Origin of the sequence: Microbacterium sp. HA-8 (genome assembly GCF_046111165.1) — a bacterium.
Taxonomy (GTDB): Bacteria; Actinomycetota; Actinomycetes; order Actinomycetales; family Microbacteriaceae; genus Microbacterium.
On record NZ_CP162025.1, the window covers coordinates 2146484 to 2166342 of the forward strand.

Annotated in this window: 13 protein-coding genes; 9 read left to right on the plus strand and 4 right to left on the minus strand. The window is 70.5% G+C overall.

What is annotated here, in order from left to right:
• Positions 1 to 22 precede the first annotated feature (22 nt).
• Together AB2L57_RS10220 and AB2L57_RS10225 are read left to right on the plus strand one after the other, a co-directional pair.
• Positions 23 to 1861, plus strand: a complete 1839-nt coding sequence (locus AB2L57_RS10220) for a glycosyl transferase (protein ID WP_292815337.1) — start codon at positions 23 to 25, stop codon at positions 1859 to 1861.
• A 26-nt stretch (positions 1862 to 1887) separates the two neighbouring features.
• On the plus strand, positions 1888 to 2826 hold the full coding sequence (locus AB2L57_RS10225) for a tetratricopeptide repeat protein (protein WP_292815340.1): 939 nt from the start codon (positions 1888 to 1890) through the stop codon (positions 2824 to 2826).
• 42 nt (positions 2827 to 2868) lie between these two features.
• Here AB2L57_RS10225 and glgB read toward each other — a convergent pair whose 3' ends face one another.
• The 3 genes from glgB to glgX all read right to left on the minus strand — a co-directional run bounded on the left by glgB (position 2869) and on the right by glgX (position 9312).
• Entirely contained in the window at positions 2869 to 5061 is a 2193-nt protein-coding gene (gene glgB / locus AB2L57_RS10230; protein ID WP_292815334.1) for a 1,4-alpha-glucan branching protein GlgB, read from the minus strand.
• Positions 5058 to 7145, minus strand: coding sequence for an alpha-1,4-glucan--maltose-1-phosphate maltosyltransferase (locus AB2L57_RS10235; protein ID WP_409047014.1), 2088 nt, complete (start codon positions 7143 to 7145; stop codon positions 5058 to 5060). Before AB2L57_RS10235 ends, glgB begins: the two co-directional genes overlap by 4 nt.
• A 76-nt stretch (positions 7146 to 7221) precedes the next feature.
• Positions 7222 to 9312, minus strand: coding sequence for a glycogen debranching protein GlgX (gene glgX / locus AB2L57_RS10240; protein ID WP_409047015.1), 2091 nt, complete (start codon positions 9310 to 9312; stop codon positions 7222 to 7224).
• A 91-nt stretch (positions 9313 to 9403) separates the two neighbouring features.
• Here glgX and AB2L57_RS10245 point away from each other — a divergent pair, with 91 nt between their 5' ends.
• From AB2L57_RS10245 to AB2L57_RS10260, 4 genes are all read left to right on the plus strand, one after another.
• Complete coding sequence (locus AB2L57_RS10245) at positions 9404 to 10594, plus strand: cysteine desulfurase family protein (protein ID WP_409047016.1); 1191 nt, start codon at positions 9404 to 9406, stop codon at positions 10592 to 10594.
• Positions 10595 to 10648: 54 nt separating this feature from the next.
• Positions 10649 to 11749 (plus strand): tRNA 2-thiouridine(34) synthase MnmA, encoded by a 1101-nt coding sequence (gene mnmA / locus AB2L57_RS10250; protein WP_409047017.1) that lies wholly within the window; start codon positions 10649 to 10651, stop codon positions 11747 to 11749.
• A gap of 209 nt (positions 11750 to 11958) precedes the next feature.
• Positions 11959 to 14145 (plus strand): NAD-dependent DNA ligase LigA, encoded by a 2187-nt coding sequence (gene ligA / locus AB2L57_RS10255; RefSeq protein ID WP_409048616.1) that lies wholly within the window; start codon positions 11959 to 11961, stop codon positions 14143 to 14145.
• A 45-nt stretch (positions 14146 to 14190) separates the two neighbouring features.
• Positions 14191 to 14682 carry a DUF4262 domain-containing protein gene (locus AB2L57_RS10260; RefSeq protein ID WP_409047018.1) on the plus strand — a complete coding sequence of 164 codons (492 nt, stop codon included), beginning with the start codon at positions 14191 to 14193 and terminating at the stop codon, positions 14680 to 14682.
• A 56-nt stretch (positions 14683 to 14738) separates the two neighbouring features.
• On the opposite strand, the gene AB2L57_RS10265 is transcribed toward AB2L57_RS10260, so the two are convergent.
• The gene (locus AB2L57_RS10265) at positions 14739 to 16433 is read right to left on the minus strand and encodes a long-chain-fatty-acid--CoA ligase (RefSeq protein ID WP_409047019.1); all 1695 of its coding nucleotides are present in this window, start codon (positions 16431 to 16433) and stop codon (positions 14739 to 14741) included.
• Between the two features lie 52 nt (positions 16434 to 16485).
• Here AB2L57_RS10265 and gatC point away from each other — a divergent pair, with 52 nt between their 5' ends.
• Genes gatC through gatB form a run of 3 tightly spaced genes read left to right on the plus strand, consistent with a single transcriptional unit; the run spans position 16486 to position 19831 of the window.
• A complete protein-coding gene (gene gatC, locus AB2L57_RS10270; protein WP_292810959.1) occupies positions 16486 to 16785 on the plus strand; it encodes an Asp-tRNA(Asn)/Glu-tRNA(Gln) amidotransferase subunit GatC in 300 nt (99 codons plus the stop codon).
• Entirely contained in the window at positions 16782 to 18302 is a 1521-nt protein-coding gene (gatA, locus tag AB2L57_RS10275) for an Asp-tRNA(Asn)/Glu-tRNA(Gln) amidotransferase subunit GatA (protein ID WP_409047020.1), read from the plus strand. The genes gatC and gatA overlap by 4 nt, the downstream gene beginning before the upstream one ends.
• Entirely contained in the window at positions 18302 to 19831 is a 1530-nt protein-coding gene (gatB, locus tag AB2L57_RS10280; protein ID WP_292810963.1) for an Asp-tRNA(Asn)/Glu-tRNA(Gln) amidotransferase subunit GatB, read from the plus strand. Before gatA ends, gatB begins: the two co-directional genes overlap by 1 nt.
• Positions 19832 to 19859: the final 28 nt, after the last annotated feature.

The following is a 19859-nucleotide window of genomic DNA, read 5'->3' on the forward strand; positions in this document are numbered from 1 at the left end:
AGGAGTTCGATCTTTGCGTTTCGTGTGGGCCGTCGCGGCGTTCGTTCTGGCCGCGCTGCTGATCGTCACCGGCATCGCCCAGAGGACGGTGTTCCTCGGGCCGAGGACGACGGAGGTGGCGGTCTCCGTCGATCAGCCGCTGCCGTTCACGCTGCTCGACGGTGCAGTCCTGGCCAGCATGCCGGGGGCGCAGACCCTGACCGCCGAGGGCGAGGGTGAGCTCTTCGCGGCCTACGGTCGCACCGCCGATCTGGGCGCCTGGCTCTCCGACGTCGAGTACAACGTCGTGACACTGGATGCCGACGGCGACATCGTCAGCCGTGTCGTCGAGCCCGAGGTTGCAGAAGAATCCGCCGACGCCGCGGAGCAGCCCGCGGAGGGCGAGCAGCCCGCGGAGGGCGCGGACACGGCGCCCGTCAACCGCAACCCCGCGGGGTCCGATCTGTGGCTCGATGAGTTCACCGACACCGACACGCTGACCGCGCGTCTGCAGCTTCCGGCCGACATGAGTGTTCTGCTCGCGGCCGACGGCACCGCCGCCGCGCCCGGGACGGTCGAGGTGTCGTGGCCGGTGAACAACTCCACCCCGTGGGCGGGTCCGCTCATCGTCGCGGGCGGAATCATGATGGCTCTGGGCGTCTTCCTCTACATCCTCGGCGTGCGGCACGTCCGCCGCTCCCGCGGCCCCCGGCGCAAGGGCCTGCCGCCGCTGCCCGAGACGCAGCCGCTCGAGACCATCCCCGACGGCGAGAAGAAGGGCGTCATCACCGCGGCACCCGCCGGACGCCGCGGGATCTCGCGCGGTCGGGCGTTCGTGGCCCTCCCGATCGTGACGGTGGCCACGCTCGCCTTCTCGGGATGCTCGGCCGAGGCATGGCCGCAGCTGGGCCCCACGCCCACGCCGAGTCCCACATCCACAGTCCTCGCCGCCGAGAACCAGCAGCAGCCGGCCGTCACCGAGACCCAGGCTCAGCGCATCCTCACGCGTATCGCGCAGACCGTCGCGGATGCGGACGCGGCGGGAGACGAAGAGCTCGCCGCCACGCGGCTGGCCGGAGCGGTCCTCGATGAGCGCAAGGCCAACTACACGATCCGAGAGAGCGTGGCAGATCACGCGCCGCTCTCGCCGATCCCCACCGATCCGCTGCAGATCGTGCTGCCACAGGCGTTCGACGGCTGGCCGCGCACGTTCATGACGGTCGTGGCGGATGACGCCGACGACGCCGCAGCCCCGACGATCGCCGTGATGACCCAGGAGGACGCGTGGTCGCCGTACAAGGTGACCTACCTCGCCAACCTCGCCGCGGCGGCCGAGTTCCCCGGTGGGGTCGCACCCTCGACCATCGGCGCGACGCTCGTGCCGCCGGACTCCTCCTTCCTCGTCGTTCCTCCCCAGGACATCGCGGCCGCCTACGCCGACGTGCTCAACAACGGCGAGAACAGTGAGAGCTTCGATCTCTTCCAAGAGGAGGGCGACCAGTTCCGCGTGCGCATCGCGGAGGATCGTCGCAGCAGGCTCGAGACGTTCAACCAGACGGGCGCCGAGACGGGCAGCCTCACCTTCTCGTCATCGGCCGGCGCGTACGAGCCGGTGGCACTGGCCACCCTCGAATCCGGGGCGATCGTGGCCGTGAGCGTCACCGACACCGACACCGTGCGCGCGACCAACAGCGACGCGGTGATCCGTCTCGACGGCAACCCGACCGTGGAGGCCCTCGCGGGTACGAGCACCTCGCCGGCGGGATTCCAGACCAACTTCTCCGACCAGCTCTTCTTCTATGTGCCCAACCAGGCCGACGGCGGGCAGATCCAACTGCTCGGCTACGCCTCCAACATCCTCAGTGCGGGAGTCATCCAGTGAGTCAGAATGCCGCCCCCGGAGCCGTCATGCGCGGCGCCGTAGACCTGTCCACCCTGCGCAACCGTCCGCAGCAGCCGGCATCTCCCACGGCGGGTGCCGCCGAGGCCGCACCCGCTCCCGCGGCAACAGACGCCCCCCGCGTGCCGTCCCTCGTGCTGGATGTCACCGATGCGACCTTCCCCGCGATCCTCGAGCTCTCGCAGCGCGTGCCGGTCGTCGTCGACCTGTGGGCGGAGTGGTGCGGCCCGTGCAAGCAGCTCAGCCCGGCGCTCGAGCGAGTCGTCACCGAGCTCGCCGGTCGGGTCGTGCTCGCGAAGGTCGACGTCGACGCCAACCCGCAGCTCGCCCAGGCATTCCGTGCGCAGTCGATCCCCATGGTGGTCGCGCTGGTGGGCGGACAGCCGGTGCCGCTGTTCACCGGTGCCGTGCCCGAACAGCAGGTGCGGGAGGTCTTCGCCCAGTTGCTCCAAGTCGCGGCGCAGAACGGGGTGACCGGCACGGTTCAGGTCGAGGGTGCGCCGGAGGACACCGGCGAAGAGTCCGAGCCGCCGATGCCGCCGCTGCACGCCGAGGCGTTCGCGGCGATCGAAGAGGGGGACTACGCGCGAGCGATCGTTGCGTACGAGAAGGCCCTCGCGGAGAACCCCCGCGATGACGAGGCCCGCGCAGGCCTCGGGCAGGTGCGTCTGCTCGACCGGGTGCAGGGGGTCGACCTGCAGCAGGCGCGGCAGGCCGCGGCCGCGGCCCCGCTCGAGGTCGAACCGCAGTTCGTCGTCGCCGATCTGGATGTCGCCGGCGGTCACGTCGAGGACGCCTTCGGCCGGCTGCTGGAGCTGTTCGCCGCGCTCGCCCCCGAAGAGCGGGGCGTCGTGCGCGAGCGTCTGCTCGAACTGTTCGGCGTTGTCGGCGACGCCGACCCACGGGTGCTCCAGGCGCGGACGCGACTGGCTTCGCTTCTGTTCTGAACGCCGATCGATGCGGGGGCGGGTCGGCGCCCCCGCATCGTGTCAGCCCTGCGTCGGGGAAGGCACGTGCGCCTCGGGTGCGTGGCGCAGCCACAGCACGCCGAGCGGCGGCAGAACGAGGGATGCCCGGGCCCGGGCGTCCGAGCCGCGATCGCTCGCGTGCACCATGCCCAGGTTGCCCACTCCCGACCCGCCGAACTCCGCCGCGTCGGAGTTGAGGATCTCCTCCCAGACGCCGCGCTCGGGCATGTCGAGTTCGAAGCCGTGCACGGGAACGCCGGAGAAGTTGCAGATGACGGCGACCGTGTTGCCGTGCCCGTCCCGCCGGGCGAACGCGACGACATTGGGGTTGTGGTGCGGGCCCCAGATCCTCGAGAACGCGGAGCCGTCGCCATCGCGCGCCCACAGCGGGGCGTTGTCGCGGTAGACGGCGTTGAGGTTCGACACGAACGCCTGCAACTGCGCGTGCGAGGGCTGGTCCAGCATCCACCAATCCAGGCCCCGGCCCTCGGACCACTCGGAGAGCTGACCGAACTCCTGGCCCATGAACAGCAGCTGCTTGCCCGGGTGGCCCCACTGGAAGGCGAGGAAGGCACGGGCGTTGGCGAGCTTCTGCCAGTGGTCACCCGGCATGCGTGCGAGGAGGGACCCCTTGCCGTGCACGACCTCGTCGTGGCTGATGGGCAGCATGTACTTCTCGCTGAAGGAGTACACGAACGTGAACGTGATCTCGCCCTCGTGGTGCGCCCGGTACATGGGGTCCCGCCCGAAGTACACGAGCGAGTCGTTCATCCAGCCCATGTTCCACTTGAAGCCGAAGCCCAGGCCCGCGTGGTCGGTGGGCGCTGTCACGCCGGGGAAGCTCGTGGACTCCTCCGCGATCATCGCGATCCCCGGGTAACGCTTGTACGCGGTGGCGTTGACCTCCTGCAAGAAGGAGATCGCCTCGAGGTTCTCACGCCCGCCGTGCACGTTGGGAACCCAGTCGCCCTCCTCCCTCGAGTAGTCCAGGTAGAGCATCGAGGCGACCGCATCGACGCGCAGTCCGTCGACGTGGAACTCCTCGAACCAGTACAGGGCGTTCGCGACGAGGAAGTTGCGCACCTCGCGCCGGCCATAGTCGAAGATGTAGGTGCCCCAGTCGCGGTGTTCTCCGCGGCGGGGATCGGGGTGCTCGTACAGCGCCTGCCCGTCGAAGCGGGCCAGCGCGAAATCGTCCTTGGGAAAGTGTCCCGGCACCCAGTCCATGATCACGCCGATGCCGGCCTGGTGCAGGCGATCGATCAGGTGACGCAGGTCGTCGGGGGTGCCGTAGCGGCTCGTGGGGGCGTAATAGCCCGTGACCTGGTAGCCCCACGATCCGCCGAAGGGATGCTCGGCGAGGGGGAGGAATTCGACGTGGGTGAATCCGAGGGACTGCACGTGGCCGATCAGCTGGTCGGCGGCATCCCGGTACGACAGGCCCGGCCGCCACGACCCCAGGTGCACCTCGTACACAGACATGGGGCGGTGCTGCGGGTTGACGCGCGCGCGGGCGGTCATCCACGCGTCGTCGCCCCACGCATGGCGGGCCTTGGTGACCACGGAGGCCGTCGCCGGCGGCACCTCGGCCCAGCGCGCCATCGGGTCGGCCTTGGTCACCCACGGACCCTGTTTGGTGAGCAGTTCGAACTTGTATGCGGAGCCCTCTCCGACGCCGGGGACGAAGAGCTCCCACACGCCGCTCGAGCCCATCGACCGCATGGGGTGGCCCTGGCCGTCCCAGCTGTTGAAATCGCCGACCACGCGCACCGCGCGCGCATCCGGAGCCCACACGGTGAACGCGGTGCCCTGAACGCCCTGGAGAACCCGGAGGTGCGCACCCATCACGCGCCATAGCTCCTCGTGTCGGCCCTCGGCGATCAGGTGCAGGTCGAGTTCGCCGATCGCGGGCGCGAAGCGGTACGGGTCCTCGGCGCTCCACACCGGCGCGCCCTCGTACGTCGCATCGATGCGATACGGCCGCATGGGCCCGCGGTGCGCGCCCTCCCACACCCCGCTGCGCACGTGACGCAGAGTCACGGCGCTGTCGTCGTCCAGAACGACCGTCACGGTCTCCGCGAGAGGCCGGCGAACGCGGATCGTCGTCGAGACGGTGCCCCGGTCATCCGTCACGGAGTGGGCGCCGAGCACCCCGTGGGGGGCGTAGTGCGACCCGGTGGCCACCAGGTCGATGTCTTCGTCGGTCACGGTCATCGTGTGCTCCTCACGTGCAGGATGTGCACCGGCTCGACGAAAGCGTCGAGGCGCACATAGTTGTGGTCGCTCCACGTCCATACCTCGCCCGTGACGAGGTCTTCGACCTCGAAGGGCTCGCCCGGGGTGACTCCCCAGATGCGGGTGTCGAGATGGATCGTGGTCTCGCGCGCCGAATGCGGATCGACGTTGGCCACGACCAGGATGGTGTCGGACTCGCCCGTGGGGGAGAGCGCGGCATCGAGGTGCTTGGAGTAGACCAGCACCGCGTCGTCGTCGCTCCAGTGCGCGCTGAAGTTGCGCAGCTGGCCGAGGGCCGGGTGCGCGCGCCGCACGCGATTGAGCAGACGCAGGTAGGGCGCGAGCGAGTCGCCGTGCGACTCGGCGGCGTCCCAGTCGCGCAGCTTGTACTCGTACTTCTCGTTGTCGATGTTCTCTTCCGAACCCGGGCGGGCGACGTTCTCGAACAGCTCGTAACCCGCGTACACGCCGTAGGTCGGAGCGGCGGTCGCCGCGATCGCGGCGCGCACCTTGTATCCCGCGCGACCGCCGTACTGCAGGTACTCGGTGAGGATGTCGGGAGTGTTCACGAACAGGTTGGGCCGCAGGAAGTCGGCCGTCTCTGTCGCGAGCGAGGTCAGGAACTCCTCGAGCTGCTCCTTGGAGTTGCGCCACGTGAAGTAGGTGTAGCTCTGCTGGAAACCCGCCTTCGCCAGCCCCTGCATGATCGCCGGGCGGGCGAACGCCTCGGCGAGGAAGACGACATCGGGATGCTGCGCATTGACCGTGCGGATCAGCCACTCCCAGAACTGGAGCGGCTTGGTGTGCGGGTTGTCGACGCGGAAGATGCGCACGCCCTGCTCGATCCAGTGCGTGAGCACGCGGAGCGCCTCGGCGCGGATGCCGACGGGGTCGTTGTCGAAGTTGACGGGGTAGATGTCCTGGTACTTCTTCGGCGGGTTCTCCGCATACGCGATCGATCCGTCGGGGAGCGTCGTGAACCACTCGGGATGCTCGGCGACCCACGGGTGATCGGGTGCCGCCTGGAGTGCGAAGTCGAGGGCGATCTCGATTCCCTTCGACTCGGCGTCAGCGACGAAGGCACGGAAGTCCTCGAGGGTGCCGAGGTCGGGGTGGATCGCGTCGTGCCCGCCGGCGGCGCTGCCGATCGCCCAGGGCGAGCCCGGGTCGCCGGGGTGCGCCTGAAGGGTGTTGTTGCGCCCCTTGCGGTTGAGTTCGCCGATGGGGTGGATCGGCGGCAGGTAGAGCACATCGAAGCCCATGTCGGCGACGCCCTGCAGACGGGCTCGGGCGGTCTCGAAGGTGCCGCTGGCGATCGTGCCGTCCTCGCGAACCGCCGCGCCCTCGGAACGCGGGAAGAACTCGTACCACGCGCCCTCTCCCGCGCGGCGGCGCTCCACCAGCAGCTCCCGTGCGGGGCCGATGGTGGTCAGGGCCATCACGGGGCGTGCGGCGAAGAAGCCGGCGAGCTCGGAGTCAAGGACGATGCCGTGCGCCGCATCGTCGTCGACCCCGGCGTCACGCAGGCGCCCTGCTGCGGCGGTCAGCTGTGCGCGTTCGGCGGTCGGCCTGGACTTCTCGGCAGCGGCGCGCTCGAACAGTCGTGCGCCGATCTCACGCATGAGCTCCGTGTCGACGCCCGCGGGGATCTTCAGCGCGGCGGCGTGCCGCCACGTCGCGTACTCGTCTCCGAACACCTCGAACCGGAAGCGCCAGATGCCCTGCTCGAGCGGCGCGACGAGCACCCGCCATCGATCGAACCCATCGTCCAGGGCCGTCAGGCGGTGCAGAGATTCGTCGCCCGAGGGCGAGTGCAGCCGTACGTGCACGCCGATCCGATCATGCCCCTCGCGGAATGCGGTGACCCCGAAGGGGACGACCTCGCCGGCGTAGGCCTTCGGGCGATAGGCGTCGCCCGGCACCGACGGGTGCGGCGCCTGGAGGGGTATCCGCCCCGCAGTGGTATCGCGTTTGCTCTGCCAGGCGCGAGCGGGACGCAGCGGGATGGCGGCGGCGCTGCGCCAGGCCGGGGAATCGGAGATGGAGCGAGACGTGGTAGCCACATGCTGAACCTACCGCGCGCATCGCCGAGGCGAAACGCCGTTGCGCGTGTCGGCGAGGCGCGCTATGCCCGGCTCATCACTCGGCGAGGAACAGTCTCATGGACGTGCCGTCGAGGCTCACGCGATCTCCGGGCGCGAACGTCTCGCGTGTGTCGTCCGGCTGCTCGTCGGACGAGCACCACAGCGAGACGAATCGGGTCACATCGTCGATCTGCGGCAGGGTCACATCGATCGGGGACTCCCTGCCGTGGACCATCAGGAGGATCCGGTTGAAGTCCTCGTGCTCGGGTGTGGAGGCGGCGACGTACTGCAGCGTGCGGTGCGCGGGGTCGGTCCAGCGCTCGGGCGACATCATCTCGCCGCGCTCGTCGTACCAGTCCATGACCGATGCGGACGGGGTGCGCTGATCCTGCACCGCGAACCGCACGGGACGCAGGGCCGGGTTCTCCTCACGCAGGGTGATGAGGCGGCTGACGTGCGCATGCAGGTCCTTCTGCCATGGCGCGTGCTCCCAGGCGAGCCAGGTCAGCGCCGAGTCGTGGCAGTACGCGTTGTTGTTGCCGCGCTGCGTGCGACCGAACTCGTCGCCCGCGGTGAGCATGGGCACGCCGGCGGAGAGGAGAAGCGTCCCCATCAGGTTGCGCATCGCCTTGCGCCGCGTGGCGAGGATGCGCTCGTCGTCCGTCGGGCCCTCCGCGCCGTGGTTGAAGGAGCGGTTGGTGTCGGCGCCGTCGCGGTTCTGCTCGCCGTTGGCGAGGTTGTGCTTGACGTCGTAGGAGACGAGGTCACGCAGCGTGAAGCCGTCGTGGGCCGTGACGAAGTTGACGCTGGCGAGGGGCCCGCGCTCGGACGAGAAAGTGTTGGACGACCCCGCCAGGCGGGTGGCGAAGCCCCCCACGCCCACGGGCGAGGTCGAGGCGCGGCGCGCATAGTCGACATCGCTCAGCCAGAAATTGCGCACACGATCGCGGTAGCGGTCGTTCCACTCGCTCCAGCCCTCGCCGAAGTTGCCGGTCTGCCACCCGCCCATCCCGACATCCCACGGCTCCGCGATCTTCTTGACATCGGCGAGCTCGGGATCGTCGAGGATCGCCTGGAGCAGCGGATGCTGCGGCGTGAAGCTGTGCTGGGCGTCGCGGCCGAGGGTGGCCGCGAGATCGAATCGGAACCCGTCGACCTGCACGTCGCGGGCCCAGTAGCGCAGCGAGTCCAGCACGAGGCGGGCCGCAGCATCCGTCGCGGTGTTCACCGCGTTGCCGCAGCCCGTCTCATCGACGTACGTGCCGTCGTCGAGTTGGCGGTAGTACGAGCGGTTGTCGATGCCGCGCAGGCTCGAACGCGGACCCCCGATGCCCTCCTCGGCGGTGTGGTTGTAGACCACGTCGAGGATGACCTCGAGCCCCGCCTCGTGGAGCAGCTTGACCATTCCCTTGAACTCACGCAGCACGGCCTCGGGGCCCTCGCGACGGCTGGCGGCGGTTGCGTACGGGGAATGCGGGGTGAAGAAGTTGAGGGTGTTGTATCCCCAGTAGTTGGACAGGCCCATCTGGTGCAGACGAGGCTCGCTCGCGAAGGCGTGCACGGGGAGCAGCTCGACCGCCGTGACCCCCAGTCCGGTGAGGTGTTCGATCATCGCGGGGTGGGCCAGGCCCGCATACGTGCCGTGCAGTGCGGGCGGTACGCCGGGGTGACGCTTGGTGAGCCCCTTGAGGTGGCCCTCGTAGATGACCGTGCGGTCGAGAGGCGTCGCGGGCTTCTGCACGCCGCCCCAGTCGAAACCGCCGTCGACGACGACGGCGCGCCAATCGTCGCGCCCGTCCGAGATCAGGCCGCGCGCGTAGGGCTCGATGAGGAGGGTGCGCGGGTTGAAGGTGTTGCCGGGGCCGCCCGGCCCTCCCACGCGGATCGCGTAGCGCGCGCCCGGGCGCAACAGCGGGGTGCGCACCTGCCACACACCGCCGCCCACGGGCTCGAGGGGCAGCGTGTCGGTGATCCAGTCGAGGTCGGTGTCGTCGAAGAGCACCAGTTCGACGCCGTCGGCGTGAGCCGACCAGACGCGCAGCGTGCCGCCGTCGTGCCCGAGGGTGACGCCGAGATCGTCGAGGGCGGCCGAGAGCAGGCCCGGAGCCGGGGCAGGGGGCATCACGGCCGATGTCGGGCTGACCATGCCGACAACCCTAGCCACGCCATGAGTCGCCCGCGTTACGGCCGTCACCGCACCGACCCCTCGACCCCGCGTGCTCCGTACAGTAGGGGGAGTGAGCGTCTATCTCGACCACGCGGCCACGACCCCCCTGCGGGCCGAGGCTCGCGAAGCCTGGCTGCAGACGTCGGCCTCGCTCGGCAACGCCTCCTCGATCCACACGGCCGGGCAGTCCGCGCGTCGGCTTCTCGAAGACGCCCGCGAGCGCCTCGCCGCGACGCTCGGCTGCGAGCCGATCGAGATCGTGTTCACGTCGGGCGGCACCGAGTCCGTCAACCTCGCCGTGACGGGCCTGTACCGCGCGCGCCGCGACGGGCGCGGTGCGCTCGTCCTGCCCGGGGGAGAGCATCACGCCACCCTCGACACGGTCGCCTGGCTCACCGCCCACGAGGAGGCCGAGGTCGTGGACGTGCCGATCAGCGCGGACGCGCGCATCGACCTCGACGCGTGGGATCGGGCGCTGCGCGGCCCCGGGGTCGCCGCCGCGACCCTCCTGGCCGCCAACAACGAAATCGGCACGATCCAGCCGCTCGAGCAGGCGGCGCGCATCGCCGCGGATGCGGGCGTGCCGCTGCACGTGGATGCGGTCGGCGCCTTCGGGCACATGCCGCTCTCGTTCGGGATGCTGCGCGGCGACGCCCGTGGATCCGCGGGTCTTGTCGCACTCAGCGTGTCGGCCCACAAGGTGGCCGGCCCGGTCGGGGTGGGCGCCCTCGTCGTCTCCCGGCACGCGGCGCTGGCCCCGCTCCTGCACGGGGGAGCGGCCCAGCGCGGCCTCCGTGCGGGGACGCAGGACGTCGCGGGCGCGGTCGCGTTCGCGACCGCCGCCGAGCTCGCGCTCGAGGAGTTGGCGCAGGAGGCCCGCCGGCTGGCGACGCTGCGCGACCGCCTGCAGGCGGGGCTCGCCGCCGCGATCCCCGACCTGGTGATCTCCGCCGCGGGGGCGGATCGGCTCGCGGGCCATCTGCACGTCCTCCTGCCCGGTGCCCAGGGCGACTCGCTGCTGCTGCTGCTCGACGCGGCCGGGGTGGCGGTCTCGACCGGGTCGGCCTGCCAGGCCGGCGTCCCCGAGCCCTCGCACGTGCTCCTGGCGATGGGTGTCGAGCAGTCGGCCGCGAGCGGCGCTCTGCGTCTGACGCTCGGGCGCACGAGCATCGACACGGACGTGGACGTCGTCCTCGCCGCGCTGCCGGCCGCCTATGAGCGGGCCCGCCGTGCCGGGCTGTCCTCCCGGGCCGTGCGCTGACCGGCGGTTGCCGACGCCGATCCGATGTCCAGGGTCCGCTCGTAGACTGGGGCCATGCGTGTGCTTGCGGCGATGAGCGGGGGAGTGGACTCCGCCGTCGCGGCCGCGCGCGCCGTGGACGCCGGTCACGACGTCACCGGCGTCCACCTGGCGCTCTCCCGTGCGGGGGGCACCCTGCGGGCGGGCAGCCGTGGGTGCTGCACGATCGAGGACGCGATGGACGCGCGTCGCGCGGCGGACCGGCTCGGCATCCCGTTCTACGTCTGGGATTTCTCGGAGCGATTCCGAGACGACGTCATCGAGGACTTCGTCGCCGAGTACTCGGCCGGACGCACCCCCAATCCCTGCATGCGCTGCAACGAGCGCATCAAATTCGCCGCGGTGCTGGAGAAGGCGCTCGATCTGGGGTTCGACGCCGTCTGCACGGGCCACTACGCGATCCTGCGCACCGGGCTCGAGGGCGCGCTCGAGCTGCACCGGGCCTCGGACGCCGCGAAGGACCAGTCCTACGTCCTCGGAGTGCTGACCGCCGAGCAGCTTGCGCACACCCTGTTCCCCCTCGGTGACACGCCCTCCAAGGCCCTCGTCCGCGCCGAGGCGCAGGAGCGCGGGCTCACGGTCGCGCACAAGCCCGACAGTCATGACATCTGCTTCATCCCCGACGGCGACACGCGCGGATGGCTCGCCGATCGAGTCGGCGCCGCGGAGGGCGAGATCGTCGATCGCACGGGCGCCGTCGTCGGCACCCACGAGGGCGCGCACGCGTTCACCGTCGGCCAGCGCCGGGGGCTCGCCCTCGGGGTGCCCGCCGCCGACGGCAAGCCGCGCTTCGTGCTCGAGGTGCGACCCGTCAGCAACACCGTCGTCGTCGGGCCCAAGGAGGCGCTCGCGATCGCCGAGATCTCGGGCGAACGCTTCACCTGGGTGGGCGCCGCGCCGACAGCATCCGAGTTCGCCTGCCACGTGCAGATCCGCGCGCACGCCGACCCGGTGCCGGCGACGGCGCGGCGCACCGCGAGCGGGGTCGAGGTCGTGCCGGACGAGCCGCTCTCCGGCGTCGCACCCGGACAGACGGCGGTGCTCTACGCGGGAACGCGCGTGCTCGGGCAGTTCACGATCGATCGCACCGTCTCGGCGGTTCCCGCCGGGGTGTGAGGGCGGTCGCCATGTCGCGGACCTCTGTCGGTGCCCGAACCTAGACTGATCCGGTGGCATCCGACGTCCCCCCATCCGCTCTTCCCGATCTGACGCTCGAGCAGGCGCGAGACGAGTCGCGTGCACTCGCCGACCGCATCGTCGAGGCGCGTGAGGCGTACTACGGGCGCGACACGGTCGTCGTCGACGATGCGACGTACGACGGGTGGATGCTGCGGCTCGAGGCCATCGAGCGGCTGTACCCCGAGCTGCAGGGCCAGGACTCGCCCACGCGTCAGGTGGGCGCGGCCCAGGGCGCGCTGTTCGCGCCCGTCGAGCACGCCGAGCGCATGCTGAGTCTCGACAACGTCTTCTCCCTCGATGAGCTGCGGGAGTGGTGCCTCAAAGCCGAGGTCGGCGCCGGGCGGCCGGTGCGGTGGCTGACGGAGCTGAAGATCGACGGCCTCGCCATCAGCCTGCGCTACGAGAACGGCGTGCTCACCTCCGCGGCGACGCGCGGCGACGGCCGGGTCGGCGAGGACGTGACGTTCAACGCGGTGCGGGTTTCCGGCATCCCGCAGCGCCTCGAGGGCGAGGGTCATCCGCCGATCGTCGAGGTGCGCGGGGAGGTCTTCATCCCGGTCGAGGCCTTCGCCGCGCTCAACGCGCTGCAGGCCGAGATGCGCGAGCGGGCGATCGAGGAGACACGGGCGCGCTCGCGCGTCTTCGACGCGGAACGCGCGCGCCTGAGCGCCGAGCGCAGGTTCCCCGCTTTCGCCAATCCGCGCAACGCCGCCAGCGGAGGGCTGCGCCAGCAGCTCGACAAGAAGGACGGGCTCGAGCGTGAGGCGGGGCAGGCCCGTCTGGATTCGCTGCGCCTGTTCGTGCACGGAATCGGGGCGTGGGAGCATCCGCCCGTCGCCGCGCAGAGCGAGATCTACGCGTTGCTGGCCGAGTGGGGGCTTCCGACGAGTCCGTACTTCCGCACCGCGGACTCCGTCGACGCCGTGCTCTCCTTCGTCGAGCACTACGGCGAGCACCGGCACGACGTCGAGCACGAGATCGACGGCATCGTCGTCAAGGTCGACGAGCTCGCCCTGCACGACGAACTGGGCGCCACCAGTCGCGCGCCGCGCTGGGCCATCGCGTACAAGTACCCGCCCGAGCAGGTCAACACCAAGCTGCTCGACATCGTGGTCTCGGTGGGGCGCACCGGGCGTGCGACCCCGTTCGCGGTCATGGCGCCGGCTCGGGTCGCGGGGTCCGTCGTGCGGCAGGCGACCCTGCACAACCAGGACGTCGTGCGCGCCAAGGGCGTGCTCATCGGCGACACCGTGGTGCTGCGCAAGGCCGGCGATGTCATCCCCGAGGTGCTGGGGCCCGTGGTGGAGCTGCGCGATGGCACCGAACGCGAGTTCGTGATGCCTGCCGACTGCCCCGAATGCGGATGGGCACTGTCCCCCGCCAAGGAGGGGGACATCGATCTGCGCTGCCCCAACACGCGGGCGTGCCCCGCGCAGGTGCGCGGTCGCGTCGAGCACATCGGATCGCGCGGTGCTCTCGACATCGAGGCGCTCGGCGAGGTGACCGCGGCGGCCCTCACCCAGCCGTCCCATCCCGCCGTCGCTCCCCTCGAGACCGAGGCGGGGCTGTTCGAGATCACGATCGACCAGCTGGTACCGATCGAGGTGGTCGTCCGCGACGCCGAGACCGGTGAGCCCCGCGTCGACGACAAGACGGGCGAGCCCGTGCGTCGGGCGCCCTTCCGTCGCAACCCCTCGGCCGACGAGAAGAAGCGCGGCATCACGACCGCCCAACCCTCCGTCCAGGCGGTGCGCCTGATCGACGAGCTCGAGAAGGCCAAGACGAAGGACCTCTGGAGATTCCTCGTCGCCCTGAACATCCGGCATGTCGGCCCCGTCGCGGCTCGGGCGCTCGCGCAGTGGTTCGGATCGATCGATGCCATCCGCGCGGCGTCGCGCGACGAGCTCGCGGCCGTCGACGGTGTCGGCGGCATCATCGCCGACGCGCTCATCGACTGGTTCACCGTGGACTGGCATCGTGACATCGTCGGACGCTGGGCGGCCGCGGGCGCTCAGCTGGCGACGCCCGGGCATCCGGGCCCGGGGGCCGCGGAGGGTGCGGGAGGGGTGCTCGCGGGACTGACCGTCGTCGCCACGGGCTCGCTCGAGGGCTACTCCCGCGAGGGAGCGCAGGAGGCCATCATCCGCGCGGGTGGCAAGGCCGCCTCGAGCGTGTCGAAGAAGACCGATTTTGTCGCGGCGGGCCCGGGCGCGGGTTCCAAGCTCGCCAAGGCCGAGCAACTCGGGCTCCGTATTATCGACGCCGCGCAATTCCACGTGCTCGTCACCGAGGGGCCGGCGGCGCTCGGTGACGGCTCGGCCGCGAACGCCTGAGTGTCGGAGGTATGTTCTACTCTCGCCGAAACGAGAGGAACGAACATGTCATCAACATCCGGCCCCGCAATCCAAGCCTGGCTTGATCAGGAGGATGAGCACACAGCCCGCATCATCCGCGCGCACGGCGTCTACATCCAGTACGTCGGCGGCGACAGTCGCCGCCGCGAGACCCCGTTCGCCTACACGGTGGGACTCTTCGGGCTCGGTCATCCTGAGGCGCTCATCGTCGGGGTCTGCACCCACACCGCGGGCGACGTGCTCAACGACGTCGCCGCCATGGTCAAAGACGGGCGCACGATCGTCCCCGGCGAGGTGCTGACGTTCGCCGGCTGGTCGCGCCGCGTTGTCGCCGAGACGGTACCCAACGCGGGCGAGATCGCCTTTGCCGCGAACCGCTTCTATCGCCGGCCGCCCGCGCACTCGGTCGGTCTGCTCCAGCTCACCTACGACGACACGAACGGGCGATTCCCGTGGGAGGAGGGGTACAGCTCGCCCGCTTGGGTACAGCCACGGCCGGGCGTGCTCCGCGCCTGACTCACCCGTAGCGATGGGCCGACCGATGCCACGCCCACGGGTGCGGGTCGGCTCGTTCAGCGTGTCGAGGCCAGAAGGGAGTCCCGCACCTGTCTGCGCAGCACCTTGCCGATGAGCGACTTCGGCAGCTCATCGACGATGACGAAGCGGCGTGGCACTTTGTACGGCGTCAAGATGCCGCGGGCGTACTCGCGCACGGATTCCTCATCGAGCGTTGTCCCGGGCGCGACGACGATCGCGGCCACGACCTCTTCGCCCGAGTGCTCGCTCGGCAGACCGACGACGGCCACGTCCTCGACCTGCGGGTGCTGCCGCAACACGGACTCGACCTCGGTGGGCGCGACGTTGAACCCGCCCGTGATGATGAGCTCCTTGATGCGGTCGACGATGCGCACGAATCCGGCTTCGTCGATCGTCACGATGTCGCCGGTGCGGAACCAATCGTCGACGAAGACCTCCTGCGTGTGCTCCGGCTTGCCGTAGTAGCCCTCGAACACCTGCGGCCCGCGCACGAGCAGCTCTCCTCGCTCGCCGGGAGCGACATCGGTGGTCGGTGAGTCGGGGTCGACGACGCGGCACTCCGTGCCCGGCAGCGGCAGCCCGACGGTGCCGGGCACGCGGTTCGGCGCGACGGGGTTGGCCATCAGGACAGGCGAGCATTCGCTGAGGCCGTACCCCTCCACGAGGTAGCCGCCGGTGGCCTCCTCGAAGGGAACCACGAGTTCGTGCGGCAGCGCCATCGCACCCGAGATCGCGATCTCGGTGCCGGCGAGAGAGACACCCTGATCGCGCGCGGCCTTCAGCAGGCGGTCGGCGATCGGGGGGACGAGCGGAAGGAACGTGGCGGGGTGCTTCTTCGTCGCCGCGAGCACCATGTCGGGGTTGAAACGCGGAAACAGCACCAGGCGCGCGCCCATCGACATCGCGAACGTCAGGCACAGCGTCAGGCCGTACGCGTGGAACATCGGCAGCACGGCGTACACGACGCACCCCTCGCCCCGGCGGATCGAGGGCACCCACGCCCGCGACTGCGCGGCGTTGGCGAGCAGGTTGCGGTGGGTCAATGCCGCGCCCTTCGGGGTGCCGGTCGTGCCGCTGGTGTACTGGATGATGGCCAGATCGTCGGTCGCGGGCGAAGAGACGGATGCCGGCAGGCGGTCGGATCGGACGAGCCGCTCCCACGCCACCGCACCCGTGACCCGCGTCGTCAGCGCGGTCCGCGCCTCGCGGGCCTTCGCTACAGGCAGGCGGAGGGCGAGCCGGGTGCCCAGCGGCATGGCCTGGGTCACGTCGACGGAGACGAGCGTCTGCACGCGCAGGTCCTCGGGGAACTCCTGCACCGTGCGTGCGACCTTGCTCCAGACGATCGCGTGCTTCGCGCCGTGGTCTTCGAACTGCTTGCGCAGCTCGCGCGGAGTGTAGAGCGGGTTGTGTTCGACCACGACGGCGCCCAGGCGCAGGATCGCATAGAAGGCGACGATGTGCTGCGGGCAGTTGGGCAGCACGATGGCGACCGGATCACCCGCTCGGACGCCGTGCGCGCGCAGCCCCTCGGCGGCGCGCTCGATCTGCTCGTGCAGGCGCCGGTAGCTGGTAGTGCGGCCGAAGAACTGGAGGGCGGGGGCGTCAGGGGCCTCGCGCGCGGAGGCGGCGACGATGTCGACGAGCGACCCCGACACGGGGTCGAGATCGGCGGGCACGCCTTCGGCGTAGCTGCGGATCCAGGGGCGAGGAGGATCGTACGTGCTCACGTGCCCCAGCCTAGGGGCGGGGTCGCCGCCCCGTGCGAACTAGACTTGTCCGGTGTCTGAAATCACCCCCGATCTCGTGCGCCATCTGGGCGTGCTCGCCAGGATCCAGCTGAGCGAAGAGGAGGTGGGGCGTCTCACCGGCCAGCTCGATGCGATCGTCGACAACATCGCCAAGGTCTCGCAGGTCGCCACGCCCGACGTCATCGCCACGAGCCACCCCGTCCCCCTGCAGAACGTCTTCCGCCCCGACGTCGTCAGCGGCATGCTCACCCCCGAAGAAGTGCTGCAGAACGCGCCCGACGCGGCCGACGGGCGCTTCCGCGTCACGGCGATCCTGGGGGAGGAGCAGTGAGCGATCTGATCCGCACCGGCGCCGCCGACCTCGCGCGGGCCCTGGCCGCAGGCGAGGTCTCGAGCGTCGAAGTCACCCGCGTGCACCTCGACCGGATCGCGGCGGTCGACGGCGACATCCATGCCTTCCTGCACGTGAGCGATCGTGCCCTGGACGTCGCCGCCGACATCGACGCGCGGCGAGCGGCCGGAGAGGCTCTCGGGCCGCTCGCGGGGGTTCCGCTGGCGATCAAGGACGTGCTGGTCACGACCGACATGCCCTCGACCAGCGGTTCGCGCATCCTCGAGGGGTACATGTCGCCCTACGACGCCACGGTCGTCGCCCGGGCGCGCGCGGCCGGCCTCGTACCGCTCGGCAAGACCAACATGGACGAGTTCGCGATGGGCTCCTCGACGGAGCACTCCGCGTACGGGCCGACCCGCAATCCCTGGGACCTCGACCGTATCCCCGGCGGCTCGGGCGGCGGGTCCGCAGCGGCGGTCGCGGCCTTCGAAGCCCCCCTCGCGCTGGGCAGCGACACGGGCGGCTCGATCCGCCAGCCCGCGCACGTCACGGGCACGGTCGGCATCAAACCGACCTACGGTGGAGTGAGCCGCTACGGCGCGATCGCCCTCGCCTCCAGCCTCGACCAGGTCGGACCCGTCGCGCGCACCGTGCTCGATGCGGGCCTCCTGCACGACGTGATCGGCGGGCACGACCCGCACGACTCGACCTCGCTCACCGGCGCATGGCCCTCGTTCGCCGACGCGGCTCGCGAGGGCGCACGCGGCGATGTGCTGAAGGGGCTTCGGATCGGTGTCATCACCGAGCTTCCCGACAGCGGGTTCCAGCCCGGAGTGGCCGCCTCGTTCCACGAGGCGCTGGCGGCGATGCAGGCCCAGGGCGCGGAGGTCGTCGAGATCAGCGCTCCGCACTTCGAGTACGGGGTGGCGGCGTACTATCTGATCCTGCCTGCCGAGGCCTCGAGCAACCTCGCCAAGTTCGACTCGGTGCGCTTCGGCATGCGGGTCACCCCGCACGCGCAGGCCACGGTCGAGGAGGTCATGGCCGCGACACGCGACGCCGGCTTCGGCGACGAGGTCAAGCGTCGCATCATCCTGGGCACCTATGCGCTCTCGGCCGGGTACTACGACGCCTATTACGGCAGCGCGCAGAAGGTTCGCACTCTCATCCAGCGCGATTTCGACCTCGCGTTCGGGCAGGTCGATGTCATCGCCACGCCGTCGGCTCCCACGACAGCGTTTCGTCTGGGCGAGCGGGTCGACGATCCGCTGCAGATGTACCTCAACGACGTCACGACGATCCCCGCGAACCTCGCCGGTGTGCCGGGCATTTCGGTGCCCTCCGGACTCGCTGCCGAAGACGGACTGCCGGTCGGCATCCAGTTCCTCGCGCCCGTGCGTGAGGATGCCCGCCTGTACCGCGTAGGTGCCGCGCTCGAGGCGCTGCTGCACGAGAGCTGGGGCGGGTCGCTGCTGGACCGGGCGCCGCAGCTCGCCCAGGGAGGTGTCGCCTGATGGCGAAAGACAGGCTGATGGACTTCGACGAAGCCCTCGAGCGATTCGAACCCGTGCTCGGGTTCGAGGTGCATGTCGAGTTGAGCACGCAGACGAAGATGTTCTCCGGGGCGGCCAACCCTGCCCACTCCGCCCACCACGGAGCAGCTCCCAACACCCTCGTCGCGCCCGTCGACATGGGGCTGCCCGGCGCACTCCCCGTGGTGAACGCGCAGGCGATCGAGTACTCGATCAGCCTCGGGCTCGCGCTCGGCTGCGAGATCGCCCCGTCCAGCAGATTCGCGCGAAAGAACTACTTCTATCCCGATCTCGGCAAGAACTACCAGATCAGCCAGTACGACGAGCCCATCGCGTTCGAGGGGCGGGTCACGGTCGAGCTCGAGGACGGCACAGAGGTGGTCGTCCCCATCGAGCGCGCGCACATGGAGGAGGATGCCGGAAAGCTGACCCACATGGGCGGGGCGACCGGTCGCATCCAGGGCGCGGAGTACTCCCTCGTCGATTACAACCGCGCGGGAGTTCCCCTCGTCGAGATCGTGACGAAGCCGATCTACGGAGCCGAACACTCGGCACCCGCCTTGGCCAAGGCGTACGTGCAGACGATCCGCGACATCGTGATCGGGCTCGGCATCTCGGAGGCGCGCATGGAGCGCGGAAACCTCCGCTGCGACGCCAACGTGTCGCTCCGCCCCCGGGCCGCGGCGGGTGAGCCCCCCGCGCCCCTCGGCACGCGCACCGAGACGAAGAACGTCAACTCGATGCGTTCTGTCGAGCGTGCGGTGCGCTACGAGATCCAGCGCCAGGCGGCGATCCTGGCGGCGGGCGGCACGATCACGCAAGAAACGCGGCACTGGCACGAAGACACCGGAACGACGTCGCCGGGTCGTCCCAAGTCCGACGCCGACGACTACCGGTACTTCCCCGAGCCCGATCTGCTGCCGGTCGTTCCCGACCCGGCGCTGATCGAGGCGCTGCGCGCGGCGCTTCCCGAAGAGCCCGCCGCGCGCAGGCGCCGGCTGAAGTCGGAGTGGGGCTTCACCGACCTGGACTTCCAGGGGGTCGTCAACGCGGGGCTGCTCGTCGAGGTCGAGGCAACGGTCGCGGCCGGGGCCACTCCCGCCGCCGCACGCAAGTGGTGGACCGGAGAGCTCGCGCGCATCGCGAATGCCGAGGGCCGAGAGCCGGCCGAACTCGTGACGCCGAACGACGTCGCCGAGCTGCAGAAGCTCGTCGATGCGGGCACGCTCACCGACAAGCTCGCGCGCCAGGTGCTCGAAGGCATGATCGCCGGCGAAGGCACCCCGCAGCAGATCGTGGACGCCCGCGGGCTCGCCGTCGTCTCCGACGACGGCGCGCTGATCGCCGCGATCGACGACGCGCTCGCGGCGCAGCCCGATGCCATGGCCAAGATCCGCGACGGCAAGGTTCAGGCCGCCGGCGCGGTCATCGGCGCGGTCATGAAGGCGATGAGGGGACAGGCGGATGCCGCGCGCGTGCGCGAGCTGATCCTGGAGCGCGCCGCGCAGTGATGACCGTCTCGAGGGGGTCCGGATGTCG